Annotated in this window: 14 protein-coding genes and 2 pseudogenes; 7 read left to right on the forward strand and 9 right to left on the reverse strand. The window is 70.0% G+C overall.

The window, feature by feature from the left end; all coding sequences use genetic code 11:
* Window positions 1-36: 36 nt before the first annotated feature.
* From ABNG04_RS04365 to ABNG04_RS04380, 4 genes are all read right to left on the reverse strand, one after another.
* Entirely contained in the window at window positions 37-717 is a 681-nt protein-coding gene (locus ABNG04_RS04365) for a hypothetical protein (protein ID WP_371160356.1), read from the reverse strand.
* A 72-nt stretch (window positions 718-789) separates the two neighbouring features.
* Window positions 790-1,311: an adaptin protein gene (locus ABNG04_RS04370; RefSeq protein ID WP_371160358.1), complete on the reverse strand. Its 522-nt coding sequence runs from the start codon at window positions 1,309-1,311 to the stop codon at window positions 790-792.
* 136 nt (window positions 1,312-1,447) lie between these two features.
* On the reverse strand, window positions 1,448-1,627 hold the full coding sequence (locus ABNG04_RS04375; protein ID WP_371160360.1) for a hypothetical protein: 180 nt from the start codon (window positions 1,625-1,627) through the stop codon (window positions 1,448-1,450).
* Between the two features lie 112 nt (window positions 1,628-1,739).
* On the reverse strand, window positions 1,740-2,603 hold the full coding sequence (locus tag ABNG04_RS04380; protein WP_371160362.1) for a DUF7260 family protein: 864 nt from the start codon (window positions 2,601-2,603) through the stop codon (window positions 1,740-1,742).
* Window positions 2,604-2,780: 177 nt separating this feature from the next.
* Between ABNG04_RS04380 and ABNG04_RS04385 the strand changes: the two are divergent.
* A pseudogene (locus tag ABNG04_RS04385) lies at window positions 2,781-3,140 on the forward strand (cupin domain-containing protein); the annotation flags it as partial.
* A 25-nt stretch (window positions 3,141-3,165) separates the two neighbouring features.
* On the opposite strand, the gene ABNG04_RS04390 reads toward ABNG04_RS04385, so the two are convergent.
* Both ABNG04_RS04390 and ABNG04_RS04395 read right to left on the reverse strand, forming a co-directional pair.
* Window positions 3,166-3,561 carry a hypothetical protein gene (locus ABNG04_RS04390; protein ID WP_371160364.1) on the reverse strand — a complete coding sequence of 132 codons (396 nt, stop codon included), beginning with the start codon at window positions 3,559-3,561 and terminating at the stop codon, window positions 3,166-3,168.
* Window positions 3,558-5,990, reverse strand: a complete 2,433-nt coding sequence (locus ABNG04_RS04395) for a penicillin acylase family protein (protein ID WP_371160761.1) — start codon at window positions 5,988-5,990, stop codon at window positions 3,558-3,560. The genes ABNG04_RS04390 and ABNG04_RS04395 overlap by 4 nt, the downstream gene beginning before the upstream one ends.
* 98 nt (window positions 5,991-6,088) lie before the next feature.
* Here ABNG04_RS04395 and ABNG04_RS04400 point away from each other — a divergent pair, with 98 nt between their 5' ends.
* Complete coding sequence (locus ABNG04_RS04400) at window positions 6,089-7,261, forward strand: tubulin/FtsZ family protein (RefSeq protein ID WP_371160366.1); 1,173 nt, start codon at window positions 6,089-6,091, stop codon at window positions 7,259-7,261.
* A gap of 141 nt (window positions 7,262-7,402) precedes the next feature.
* On the opposite strand, the gene ABNG04_RS04405 is transcribed toward ABNG04_RS04400, so the two are convergent.
* Window positions 7,403-8,386 (reverse strand): DUF7544 domain-containing protein, encoded by a 984-nt coding sequence (locus tag ABNG04_RS04405; protein WP_371160368.1) that lies wholly within the window; start codon window positions 8,384-8,386, stop codon window positions 7,403-7,405.
* A 117-nt stretch (window positions 8,387-8,503) separates the two neighbouring features.
* Between ABNG04_RS04405 and ABNG04_RS04410 the strand changes: the two genes are divergently transcribed.
* On the forward strand, window positions 8,504-9,244 hold the full coding sequence (locus tag ABNG04_RS04410) for a competence/damage-inducible protein A (protein WP_371160370.1): 741 nt from the start codon (window positions 8,504-8,506) through the stop codon (window positions 9,242-9,244).
* 169 nt (window positions 9,245-9,413) lie between these two features.
* Window positions 9,414-9,770 carry a hypothetical protein gene (locus tag ABNG04_RS04415; RefSeq protein WP_371160372.1) on the forward strand — a complete coding sequence of 119 codons (357 nt, stop codon included), beginning with the start codon at window positions 9,414-9,416 and terminating at the stop codon, window positions 9,768-9,770.
* A gap of 60 nt (window positions 9,771-9,830) precedes the next feature.
* Here the strand turns inward: ABNG04_RS04415 and ABNG04_RS04420 are convergent.
* Both ABNG04_RS04420 and ABNG04_RS04425 read right to left on the reverse strand, forming a co-directional pair.
* Window positions 9,831-9,968 (reverse strand): annotated as a pseudogene (locus ABNG04_RS04420) (SDR family oxidoreductase); the annotation flags it as partial.
* A 20-nt stretch (window positions 9,969-9,988) separates the two neighbouring features.
* Window positions 9,989-10,315, reverse strand: a complete 327-nt coding sequence (locus tag ABNG04_RS04425; RefSeq protein WP_371160374.1) for a HalOD1 output domain-containing protein — start codon at window positions 10,313-10,315, stop codon at window positions 9,989-9,991.
* A gap of 242 nt (window positions 10,316-10,557) precedes the next feature.
* Between ABNG04_RS04425 and ABNG04_RS04430 the strand changes: the two genes are divergently transcribed.
* The 3 genes from ABNG04_RS04430 to ABNG04_RS04440 all read left to right on the forward strand — a co-directional run bounded on the left by ABNG04_RS04430 (window position 10,558) and on the right by ABNG04_RS04440 (window position 12,425).
* Window positions 10,558-11,019 (forward strand): DUF7575 domain-containing protein, encoded by a 462-nt coding sequence (locus ABNG04_RS04430; RefSeq protein ID WP_371160376.1) that lies wholly within the window; start codon window positions 10,558-10,560, stop codon window positions 11,017-11,019.
* Between the two features lie 2 nt (window positions 11,020-11,021).
* Window positions 11,022-11,627, forward strand: coding sequence for a TetR/AcrR family transcriptional regulator (locus ABNG04_RS04435; protein WP_371160377.1), 606 nt, complete (start codon window positions 11,022-11,024; stop codon window positions 11,625-11,627).
* A 63-nt stretch (window positions 11,628-11,690) separates the two neighbouring features.
* A complete protein-coding gene (locus ABNG04_RS04440; protein ID WP_371160379.1) occupies window positions 11,691-12,425 on the forward strand; it encodes a CBS domain-containing protein in 735 nt (244 codons plus the stop codon).
* Window positions 12,426-12,559 lie beyond the last annotated feature (134 nt).

Raw genomic sequence — 12,559 nt, forward strand, 5'->3', positions numbered from 1 at the left:
GGGACCGCCCCCGCCCCGACCGCGGCCTCGAAGCCGTCACTCCGACGGGAACTCGCGGTCCGATTCGGCGACCCACCCCTGGTGGCGAACGATCACCCGGACGGGGACATCGTCCACGTCGCACAGCTTGGCCATCGAGAGGCGGTGCTTGCCGTCGTTGAACAGGAGGTGTCCGTCGCGCCCGACGTTGACCGCGATCTCGTCGTACCGGAGTTTGCCCTCGCGCAGTTCGCTCGCTGGTCGGTACCCCTCGCGGTCGATGCGGTCGTACAGCCGGTCGATGTCCCCGCAGCGGTCGCGGAACTCCGCCTCGGTCTCACAGCCCCACAGCGGGGATCCGCCGGTGATACAGTCGACGATGTTCCGGTAGTACCGCGTGTCCTCCCAGTCGACGCCGTCGACGAAGTGTCGGCGGAGCCCAACGTACGGAAGGTACTCGTCGAAGGGGAGCAGACGGCGGTCCCACTCGCCACGGCGCACCGCTCCCGCTTCGGCGGTCCGAAAGAAGCCGGCGAACCGAGCGTCCGCCGGCGTGAAGACCGGGTGTCGCTCGCCGTCCTGCGCCTTGTCGACCGTGTCGGTGTAGACGGTCACGTGTTGGATCCGGTCGGGGTCGACCCGCCGTACGGTGAACGGGTCCGTCGGCCGTTGGAGGCGCTTCGTCCGCTTCCACTCCTCGAAGGGAAGGTCCGAATGGGGATCCCCTTGCCACTCCATGCCGGGTACAGGGCGGTCCCGCATTTATACTCACGTCCGCTGACGGGCCGGGCGCGGCACGCGCGGTTCGCCTTACTTCGAGAGGCGCCGTTCGAACTCGTTCAGCTGCGCTCGGTATCGGTCGCCGCGCTCCGGGTCGCCGTACGAGTCCCCGCGAACCGCTCCGGGGTCCGGCTCTGGATAAGCTCCGCCCTCCACGGCCTCGACGAACTCCGTCGGGCCGTAGTACGTCCAGGGCCGACCGTCGGTGTACTCGGTGACGTCGGTGTCGTCGACGACGACGAACCGCGCTTCCCGGTCGTAGCTCTCCGCGTACAGTTGATCGAGGAGGCGGAGCCGGTCGATCCGGCCGCTGTTCATCCGGTCGTACGGCGCGACCGGTTCCCGACCGGCGGCGACGAGCAGCTCTCGGGCCTCGCGCGGTGAGGGGATCCCCGCCTCGCGGCAGAGCCGCGGGTTCCCCGTCGCCCAGACGTCGTGGTCCGTGCGATGCGCGTAGAACTGGATCCAAGCCAGCGGCACCGCCCGCCCGCGCTCCGGCGGCCGCAGGTCCACCGTCTTGTCTCTGTCGAAGCAGAACACCGGCTGCTTCATACATCACTGTTCGACCGCTCGGCGGTCACTCCTCGGCGGTGTCGGGAATGAAGCCTTCGGGCGCGCGGGTGGCCGCGGCTGACCCGATCCGTCGAATCGGGGACGGACGGCACACCGTCGGCGGTCTCGGTCACGACTATCCCGACCCCGACTGCTGGACGTGTCCGGGGACGGCGTCGTCCTCGGGGGGATCCTGAAGCGTGATCCAGTGGTCGGCGTAGCGGGCCTCGTGTTCCTTCGCCAGCTTGTGAGCGGTCACGCAGTCGTCGAGCCACCGGTCGAGCTCGCACTCGTTACAGGTGATTCTACATGACATATGGTACCATATATTGTGAACGATCATTAACCTGACGCCCGGACGTATTCTGGTTTCTCTGGCCCTCTACTCGACAGATGTCGCAGCTACTTCCCCCTCGGCGGCTCCGTCATCACCCCCGACCCATGGCCCGCTCGATCCGGGACCGAAGTGACGTCAGGCGGTCGCCGAGCGCCCCGACGGCGGCGAGCACCGGGTAGGTGACGTCGAGGCCCTGATAGCAGTACGCTGGCAGGTCGAGGTGATCGGTCGCGAGCCGGCGCTCGTGTTCGGCGAGGACGCGCTGGCGGCGCGCGGCGATCCGGTCGCAGTCGTCGCGAAGCGCCCCGGTCCGGGTCCGGCAGGCGTCGAGCGCACCGAACCCGTAGTCGTCGACGCCCGCTCCGTCGGTTCCCTCACTCCCGGTGAGACCGATCTCGTCCTCGATCGCGCCGACCTCGCTCCGGATCGGATCGAGCCGGGAGCCCGCGCGCTGGACCGACTCGATCTCCGACTCGACGGCGTCGAGGAACGCCTCGCGATCTCGGACCGCGGTCTCGACGGCGCTCAGCAGCGACTCTTTGTACTCCTCGTGGAAACGGTTCGTCCGGGTGAGCGCGTAGGCGAGCTCCGGGCCGAACTCCTCGGCGACGCTCCGCTCGTATGTGTCATCGTACTCCGTCTCGTAGTGCGGGACCGACATCACCGTGGCGCGGTACGCGTCGCGCACCGCGACCAGCCGGGAGCCCGGCGACGCGGCTCCGCCCCCCGACCCGCCGACTGCGCCACCGGCCGCGCCGCCCACGCCGGCGAACCTGTCGGCCGCGGCGGGGTCGGCCGGGCCGGAGTCCACGCTCTCGTCCGGGATCGACGACACGCGGGCCCCGAACGCGCGGAACGCTTCCCGCTCGTCGACGACCCGGCGCCGCTCGACTCGGAGCGCCGCTCGCGCCGCCCGAACCGGATCGCTGCCGCCGTCCGCGTGGGTCGCTGGCATACGTCGCGGCACGCTCAGGCCCCCCGTAAACGCTTATATGAGGCGTCCGCTGCCGTCCGGAAGGGACGGCACCGCTCCGGAGCGGTATATATCACCGCCGGGGCTCGGCCGACTGTGGCCGCGGGATCGGTCGCGTCGGTGGACAGCGATTTTACCGCTCCGTCGCCGACCGACGGTATGAAGCCGGTCTCTCTCACCGACGCGTTCGACTCGTTCGACGAGACGTGGTCCCCGCGGCTCGCGGGCGAACTCAACGGGCAGGCGGTCAAGCTCGCGAAGGCGGACGGCGAGTTCGTCTGGCACAGCCACGAGGCGGCCGACGAGCTGTTCCTCGTCCACTCCGGGCGGCTCCGGATCGAGTTCCGTGAGGCGGACGACGCGGTGTTAGAGGCGGGGGAGTTCACGGTCGTTCCGCGCGGGACCGAACACCGTCCGGTCGCCGAGCCCGAGGCCGAGATCATGTTGTTCGAGCCCAGCGGGACCCGCAACACGGGGGACGTGGAGACGGACGAGAGCGCCGAGGTAGAGCGCCTGGACTATGACTCGGTCACCGCGAGCTCGCTCACGGGACGACAGCGCGCGCGAGCGAGCCGAACAGGGGGAGCGCCAGCCCCGCGCCGACCGCGACGTAGACAACCGGGCGCATCCCCGGCACCGCACCGGCCGACGGCCCGAGTGAGACCGCGAACGCCGCGAGGGCGACCACCCCCGCCCCGAGCGCGTAGCCGACCCCGCGGCGGACCGTCGGGGCGACGAGCGACGCGAGCGCCCCTGCGGCGATCAGCCCGACCCAGTGGACGAGCGCGAGCGCGACGCCGACCCCGACCGCGGCGACGAGCGCGGCCGCGTGCGGTCGGGGTTCCGTCCGGACGCGGTCGAGGAGCGACGGGGAGTCCGCGGGAGACGACGGGTCGCCCGCAGACGGCGCGTCGGCCGGACGCGACGAGGAGTCGCTCACTGCGACCCCTCCGTCGACGGCTCGAACCGCACCGCTGGCTCGCCGCCCGCGCCGAGCGGCATCGGCCGCTGGTCGTTGCCGAGCCACCGCCGGAGCTGATCGTCGTAGTGATCGGAGAAGTAGTCGCCGGAGTTCCCGCCCGGGAGGACCGCCCTCGCGTCCGTTCCCGGGCGCACGACCATCCGCCAGCTCGACCCGACCGCGGAGCCGACGCGGTAGTTCTTCACGGTCGCCGGCGAGCCGTCCGCCGGCAGCTCCTCGTAGTTCAGGAACGGCGCTTCGCCGCCGACCGGGTGAGTCATCGCCCGCGTGGTGTTGTAGTCGCCGTACGCCTCCCACCCCTCCGCCCCGACCTCGTCGAGCGCGTCGCGGAGCGCCCTCACGGCGAGGGCGGCCCGCGACCGCCCGTCGAAGAGTGGGTCGCCGTCGGGGAGCCGCGCGAGCGTCCAGTCGCTCGGGTAGTACCCCTCGCCGAGGTCGGCGTCGGAGAATCTCGGGCCGAAGACTCGCTCGCGGAAGTGCGGGAGGTAGCGGGCGAACAGCAGCGCGGCGCGCGAATCGCGCCGCATCCGGTAGTCCCACTCGTCGAGGTTCTCTGCGGCGTCGACGAGCGACGGATCCGGGTCGTCGCGGTCACGGACCGCGGCGACCAGCTCGGGGACCAGCTCCGGGCCGCGCCCGTCGCGCACGTCGTTCTGGAGGGCGCGGTGGAAGTCGGGGTCGGTCGACCCCTCGCCGTCGACCGCCGCGTCGAGCCGGTCGGCGATCCGGGACCCGCGGTACGGGGCCGCGTAACTGACGCCGACGTAGTGGGTCGGGTCGTCGATCGGGCGCTGGTTGGCGGTCGAGAGGACGTCGGGGTCGATCGCGTGCGGCTTCTCCGCGAAGGGGACGAACCCCTCCCATGAGGACTCGCCGAAGGGTTCGAAGCCGCTCCAGTCGCCCTCGCCCGCGGAGCCGTCGAAGATCCGGTCGCCGTCGACGACCTCCCCGTCGGTGCGGCGGATCGGCAGCCGCCCGGTCGCGAAGTAGAGAGTCCGACCGTCGGCGTCCGCGTACACGAGATTCTGGGTCGGCAGGTCGAAGTCGCGCGTCGCGTCGAGCAGGTCGTCGATCCCCCCGCTTCGCCCGTACGCCTCGATGGCGACCGTGGTCCGCGTCGCGGTGTGGCCGGTCCACGCGACGCCGACCGTCTCCCCCTCGCGTTCGATCAGAGGGCCGTGGACGGTGCGTCGCACGCGGACCTCCCGGTCCTCGCCGCCGGCGACCGGGATCGTCTCGCGCTCGTCGGTCTCGAAGGGCCGCCACTCGCCGTCGTACCGGTAGCGGTCGCCCGCGTCGTCGATGTCGTACCGATAACAGTCCAGCACGTCGGCGCCGAGGTTGGTAAACGACCACGTACCGCGGTCGTTCGCGCCCGCGATGACGAATGGAACCCCTGAGAACGTCGCGCCCCGCACCGAGCGCTCGGGGGTGTCGACCGACTGCTCGTACCACAGCGGCGGCGCTTGGAGCGAGAGGTGCGGGTCGTACGCGACGATCGGCGTCCCGCTCGCGGTCCGCTCCCCGGAGACAACCCAGCTGTTCGAGCCGACGCCCGTCGGCGACTCGAAGCCGGAGAGCCAGCCGGCAAGCTCGGGGTCGACAGGGTCGACCGAGCCGCTCGACCCGCCGTTCACGGCGCGCTCGCTCGCCCCGCGGACGCGCTCGGCGCTCCCGCCCAACCGCGTCTCGGTCCCGTCGAGGATCGTGTCGTCGTGGTCGTACCGTGTCGGGAACAGCGTCGCCGCGTGCTCCGCGCCCAGCCGCTCGGCGACCAGCGCCCGCCGCAGCTCGCCGAAGTCGCCGGTGAGCGTCCATGAGATCTGTTTCTCCATCAGTATCGAGTCGACCGGCGTCCACGGCTCCGGCTCGTAGCCGATGAGCTCGAACTCCAGCGGGAGCGGCAGGTCGTCCATCGCGGCGTTGACGCCGTCCGCGAACGCCTCGACGAGCGGGCCGGCGCGCGTCTCCGCGACGACGTCCCACGTGGCCGCGGCCGCGTCGGCGAACCCCATCGCGACGTTGAACTCGTCGCTGTCGAGCGTCGCCTCGCCGATCACCTCCGAGAGGCGCCCCCGCATCACCCGGCGCTGGAGGTCCATCGCGAACAGCCGGTCGAACGCCTGACAGTAGCCGACCGCGAAGTACGCCGCCGGCTCCTCGTCCGCCTCGATCTGCGGGACGCCGAACTCGTCGCGGGCGACCGTCGCCGCCCCGTGCGGGCTCTCGACGGTCTCCGGGAGGGAGCGGTCGGCGGCGTCCCACGCCCCGCCCGACAGCGGCGCGAACGAATCGAGGAGGTCGGCCGCGTCGCTCGCCGCCAGCCCGGCGCTGCCAGCCGCGAGGACGCTCGCGAGGACCGCGCGGCGCGTGGTGTCACGTGTCACCTCCCAAGCGATGCCGCCGTCCTTCATTATAATTTGGATTGGATCGGGCTTCGAAGCTTTATCAGTGTGAGCCGCGTAGATGCGTGTGGTGTGTTCACATGAAACTCGCACTGATCGGGGTCGGACAGGCGGGCGGGAAGGTGGTCGACGAGTTCCTGACCTACGACGCGGAGACGGGCGCGGACATCGTTCGGGGAGCGATCGCGGTCAACACGGCGAAGGCGGATCTCGACGGTATCGACCGCCTCCCGGCTGACCGCCGGATCCTGATCGGGCAGTCGCGGGTCAAGGGCCACGGCGTGGGTGCGGACAACGAACTGGGTGCGGAAGTGGCCGAGGAGGACATCGACGAGATTCAAGGAGCGCTCGACTCGGTGCCGGTCCACGAGATCGACGCGTTCCTCGTCGTCGCCGGGCTCGGCGGCGGGACGGGGTCGGGCGGCGCACCCGTGATCGCGAAGAATCTCAAACGGATCTACACCGAACCCGTGTACGGGCTCGGCATCCTGCCCGGTCGCGACGAGGGCGGGATCTACACCCTGAACGCCGCCCGATCGCTCAAGACGTTCGTCGACGAGGTGGACAACCTCATGTTGTTCGACAACGACGCGTGGCGCAGTTCGGGCGAGTCAGTCGGGGAGGGGTTCGACGCGATCAACCGGGAGCTGGTCCAGCGGTTCGGCGTGCTGTTCAGCGCCGGCGAAATCACCGAGGGGAGCGACGTCGCCGAGAGCGTGGTCGACTCCTCCGAGATAATCAACACGCTCAAAGGCGGCGGCATCTCGTCGCTGGGGTACGCCGACGTCGAGGTGGACGAACCGAAGCGGTCGGGGTTGCTGTCGCGGCTCCGCGACGATTCGAACCCCGGGATCGACAGCACGGAGGCCACCAATCGGGTCACGAGTCTCGTCCGGAAAGCGACGCTCGGTCGGCTCACCCTGCCCTGCGAGGTGAGCGGCACGGAGCGCGCGTTGCTCGTCGTCGCCGGGCCGCCGACGTACCTCAACCGGAAGGGTATCGAACACGGTCGCAAGTGGCTCGAAGAGCAGACCGGCTCGATGGAGGTCCGCGGCGGCGACTACCCGCGGCGCGGCGAGGGAACGGTCGCGGCGCTCGTCCTGCTCGGCGGGGTAACGAACGTCCCGCGGGTCAAAGAGCTTCAGCAGGTCGCGATCGAGGCCCAACAGAACATGGGAGAGATCACCGACGAGAGCGAGGACCGCTTCGCGGATCTGATGGACAGCGACGGGGAGTTGGAGTCGCTGTTTTGATCGGGGCGGCTGTTCGGCAGGGTTCGCCGAGTTGTCTCGGTCGCGACCCGTTCCGACGCCCCGAGACGACCGCCCGCGGGAACGGTCGTCCCGTCCGCAGCGTTCGGCCCCGAGTAGCGTGGTGTCGCTGAGCCGGACTCGTCACGGGTTCGCGCCCGACGGCCGCCGATCGGCGAGGACGTCGAACGACTCCTCGACGTCGCCGAGCACGAGCAGCGCGTGGGACCGGAGGTACGTCACGACCGGGACTTGCGCGAGCGCTCCGGCGGTGAGCACCGCGACGCCGAACAGCACTGCGAGCGGAACGAGGACGACCAGTCCGATCGGCGACGTCACCGAGACGGTCGCGTGGACGACCCCGGCCGCGACGAGGACGGGGACGAGGAGCACGACCGCGACGATACCGACGGCGACCGAGACGACGATCCCGGTCGCGACCGTCAACAGGAACGCGACCACGACGTACGCCACGTACTGTTTCCACGAACGCCTGACCGACGGCCAGAGGCGACGCCACGCCGCGAGGACGCCCGAGTCCGACTGGATCATGAGCGGCACGACGAACACGGTCGTGAACCCCGACACCAACGCGTGGGCGACGCTGACGAGACCCAACAGGGGGATCCCGATCAAAAACGCCGCGGCGGAGAACCCGGGGTCGCGCCCGGTGAGGACCGGCACGACGAGCAGCGCGGCCCAGCCGCCGAACAGCGCGAGCGTCGGGAGTCCGATCGCGAGCCGGAACCCGAACAGGCGGAGCCCCTGCCGCCACCGCCGGCGCCAGTAGCGCCGGAGCGTCACCTCGCCGGTGCGGAGCGACTCGATCAGCACGAACTCCATGACCGATCCGATCAGCGCGACCGCGGCGAGGAGCAGCAGTCCGACGCCGACGACTGCGACGGCGACCGTCAGCAGGTCGGCCGGGAGTGCTGACGGAACCTCACCGACCGGGATGTCTCCGGACGTCGTCGACGTGCCGAACTGCGTCGTCGGGAAACTCACGCCGCCGCCGACGAAGAGCGTGACGACCGCGAGCGTCAGCCAGCGGCGCGGGGTGACGGGCGTCAGGAACTCCCGGGTGACGCCGAACGCTTCCTCGAGGTCTTCGACTGCGTGGAGGGCCATGAATCGGGGTATACGGATCGAATGGTTATCCTTTCTGGTCGGTGCCGACGCGAGCCCTCGCACCGCCCGCTCGGTCGCGGGAAACGTACATCCGTCGCCCGACCGTACGGCACGTCGATGGAGGTCGCGCTGATCACGGTGGGGGACGAACTGCTCTCGGGCGACACGGTGAACACGAACGCCAACTGGCTCGCCGCGGAGCTGAGCGAGCGCGGCGTCGCCGTGCCGCGGATCCTCTCGATCCCGGACGACAGGGGGGAGATCGCCGACCGCGTCCGGGAGTACGCTGCCGACTTCGACGCCGTGATCGTGACGGGCGGCATCGGCAGCACGCCCGACGACGTGACGATGGAGGCGGTCGCGGACGCGTTCGACCGCGAGATGGCCCCCACCGACCTCACGCGCGAGTCCGTCGAGCGGCGGCTGGCCGCCATCCGCGAGCGGGTCCCCGACCGCGAGTTCGACGTCGACGTCGACGCGGAGGCGGCGGTCCCCGAGGGGAGCCGCCCGCTCGTGACCGACGCGGGGCTCGCGCCCGGCTGCGTGGTCGAGAACGTCTACGTCATGCCCGGCATCCCGGACGAGCTGAAGGCGACGTTCGAGGCGGTCGCCAACGAGTTCGCGGGGGACCGCCGCTCACGCTTCCTCTACACCGTCGAGCCCGAGTCCAACATCGTCTCCGCGTTGCGGGAGGCGATGGAGCGGTTCGACGTCGCCGTCGGCTGTTACCCCGACCGCGAGGCGGACCACAACCGGCTGAAAGTGACCGCCACCGACGACGACGCGCTCGCCGACGCCGCGGCGTGGCTCCTGTCGAACGTGGACGCGAGCGAGACGCCGGTGTCTCGGGACTGGTGACGCGGGAGCGGCCGACGGTCCTTCGCGACTGATGACACTAGACGCGTGGACACCGAGCGCGACGGAAGACGGCCCGCGCTCGTCGTCCGCTTAGTCGGTCGCCGTTCCGACGCCGCGAACGCACAGCCGCGAGCGGGTCTTTTATGCCTGCGAGTTACGGGGAATCACGATGGCAAAAGCCGCAATCGTGATCCTCGCCGGGAACGAGTCGCACGCCGACTACGGTCGCCTCGCGAACGCCTTGGAGGCTGCTAAGGAGTTCGCCGAGACCGACGGCGACGAGCTGAAGCTCATTTTCGACGGGGCCGGGACGCAGTGGATCCCGGAGTTGGAAGATGAGGAGAGCGACTACCACGAGCTGTTCCAGGCGGTCCGCGACGACGCGGCGGTCTGTGACTACTGCGCGAGCGCGTTCGACGTCGCGGACGCGGTCTCCGATGCCGGGCTAGCCACCCTCGCCGAGTACGACGGCCACCCGAGCGTCCGGTCGCTCGTCGATGACGATTACGAAGTCATCACCTTCTGAGGAGGCGTCGCGGTCACTCTTGATTTCCGCCCGCTCCGGAGCCCGCGGGCCGCCGATCCAGTCCGCGGCCTGTCCGCCGTCGACCGGGACCGTGTGCCTCGTGATTGCGGAGTCGTCCGACGAACGGAGGAACGCGACCGCGCCGGCGATCCCCTCGGGGTCGGCGATGCGGTTCATCGGCGCGTCGCGCATCGCCGCGGGGTAGCGTAGCCAGCCGCTCAGGCGTCCGCGGCGGCCGTCTCGTCGACGGGACTGACCGAGACCTGTCCGCTGCTGTGGACCGACACGACGCACTCGGAGAGGACGAACTTGACGACCCCGGTCGAGGGCGTCGCCGTCCCCTCGTTCTCGCCGAACAGCCGGCTGAGGGCGACCGCATGCGCCCGGTCGTACTGAGATGCGACCGTCGAGCGGGCCGTCCCGGTGGCGCTCGACACGGCGTCGGTGACGGCCTCGTAGAGGGACGACTCGTCGTCCCAGTGAGCGAGCTGGCGGTCGTGCCACGGTGCCGTCGATTCGTCGGCGGATCGGGTTTCGCGGGTCATGGTTCGGTCGAGGGCGTCGGTTCGCCCGTGGCCTTACTGAACGTTCGGTAAGTAACAGCTTTTCGGCCGGGGCCGTCACCGAACGCGAGGCGTTCTCGCCGGCATCTCGATTTCGGATCTAGCGCTATTAACGACCCAAAAAGCGATTATTTGGCGATCAAGTGGTGTCCGGGGCCGCGCTTCGACTCACGCGTCGCGACACGGACGAAGCGCTTTTACCTACCGAACGTTCAGTACACGACATGGCACGCGTCTCGCTCCGAAAGAATCCGCTGCTCGCCGCCCTGTTGGGGACGTTGGCCACCGGGCTCGGCCACCTGTACCTCCGGCGCTGGGTCCGCGCGATCGGCTGGCTCGCGGCCACCTACGCGGCGACGGTCCTGTTCGTCCCCGAGTCGGCGCTGTCCGCGCTGAGATCCGGAACGCTCGCCGACCCGTTCTCGCTGCTCCCGATCGTCTTCGTCAGCGGCGCCAGCGTCGTCGACGCTTACCTCGTCGCGAACGCCGAGCGCCGTCGGACCGGCACTCGGGCGGCCGACGCGGCGGGAGCGACGGCGGCGACGGCTGTCGACGAATCGCCGGCCTGTCCCGCCTGCGGGAAGCCGGTCGACCCGGACATCGGGTTCTGTCACTGGTGTACGACCGAACTCGAGGCCGTCGACCCCGCCGACGGCGGGCGGACGACCGAGCGGAGGTCGGACTGACGATGGTCACCGACGCGCCCGAGCGTGACTGGAGCGCCGCCGAAGAGGAGATCATGGAGGCGACGTACCGGGCGCTGCTCGAACACGGCTACGCCGGGCTGTCGATCTCGCGGATCGCCGCGGAGCTCGGGAAGTCCAAGGCCGCCATCTACTACCACTACGACGCCAAGGACGACCTCTTGGTCGCGTTCCTCGAGTTCGCCGTCGACCGGTTCGAAGCGACGGTCGCGACCGAGACCGGCGATGAACCGACCGCCGACCTCGAACACGTCGTCGAGAAGCTGCTGCCGCTCCAGCCCGACGAGGAGCAGCGCCAGCTCCAAGCCGTGCTGGTCGGGCTCCGGTCGCAGGCCGTGACGAACGGGGTGTTCCGCGAGCAGTTCACGCGGATCGACGAACGGTTGGCGGCCACCATCCGAGACATCGTCGAGCGCGGCATCGAGGAGGGGACGTTCCGCGACGTCGACCCGTCGCGGGTCGCGGAGCACATCCTCGCGACGGTCAACGGCGCGATGTACGCCCGCGCGACGACTGGCCGCGAGGGCGCCGCGGCGGCGACGCGCGTCTCCATCGCCTCGTACGTCGACTCAGAGCTCCGGCGTGATTAGCGAACCGACGACGCGGCCGCGTGAAAGCGCGTAACTTTCCACCCGACGACACGACAGCTATCCATGTACACGATCGCAGACCTCCCGATCGACAACCGACTGCGCACCGTCCGGTACGACCTCGCGCTCGAATCGGCGCTCCGCCGGATGTTCGAGAACGGGTACACGCAGGTCGGCGTCGAACGCGACGGCGAGCTCGTCGGGATCGTCACCTACCGGTCGGTCGTCCGCACGCTGCTCGCGTTCCACCAGCTGGACGTGGGCCACAAGACGCTGGACAAAGTCTCGGTCGGGGCGGCGGTCGAGGACGCGCACACGGTCAGCGAGGACGAAGCCGTCCTCGCGGTGTTCGACGCGCTCGCGGAGCACACGTACATCGTCGTCGACAGGGGCGAGGGGTGGCACATCCTGACGGACTACGACCTCCTGACGCGGTTGAAGCGGATGCTCGAACCGTTCCTGCTGATCGAGTCGATCGAGATGCGGCTGCGCGAGATCCTCGCGCGGGCGTTGGGTGACGCGCTGTCGGACGAGCTGGCGGCGACATTCGACGAGGACCACCCGCTGCCGACGCCGGCGTCAGTCGACCACTGTAGCTACGCGCACTACGCCCAGTTCATCTCCATCCACTGGGCGGAGTTCGAGCCGATCTTCGACGACCAGCAGGACGTGATCCGCGAGCTCGTACTCGAGATCGGCGACATGCGGAACCGACTCTTCCACTTTCGGATCGACGACCCGGAGGAGTTCGACCGCGACCTCCTTCGATTCGGGCAGTCGTACTTCTCCTCGGTGTGAGCCGCCGACCGGCCACGGAGCCGGCGAACGCAGCGCGGCGGCCGGTACGGAGCCGCGCGTCGCCGGAGGACTCGAACTCGCGACGGAATGCTCCGGCCGCCCGTCTCCGCTGCGGTCGAGAGTATTAATCCCCG

Source organism: Halorubrum miltondacostae, from assembly GCF_041379815.1.
GTDB classification, from domain to species: domain Archaea; phylum Halobacteriota; class Halobacteria; order Halobacteriales; family Haloferacaceae; genus Halorubrum; species Halorubrum miltondacostae.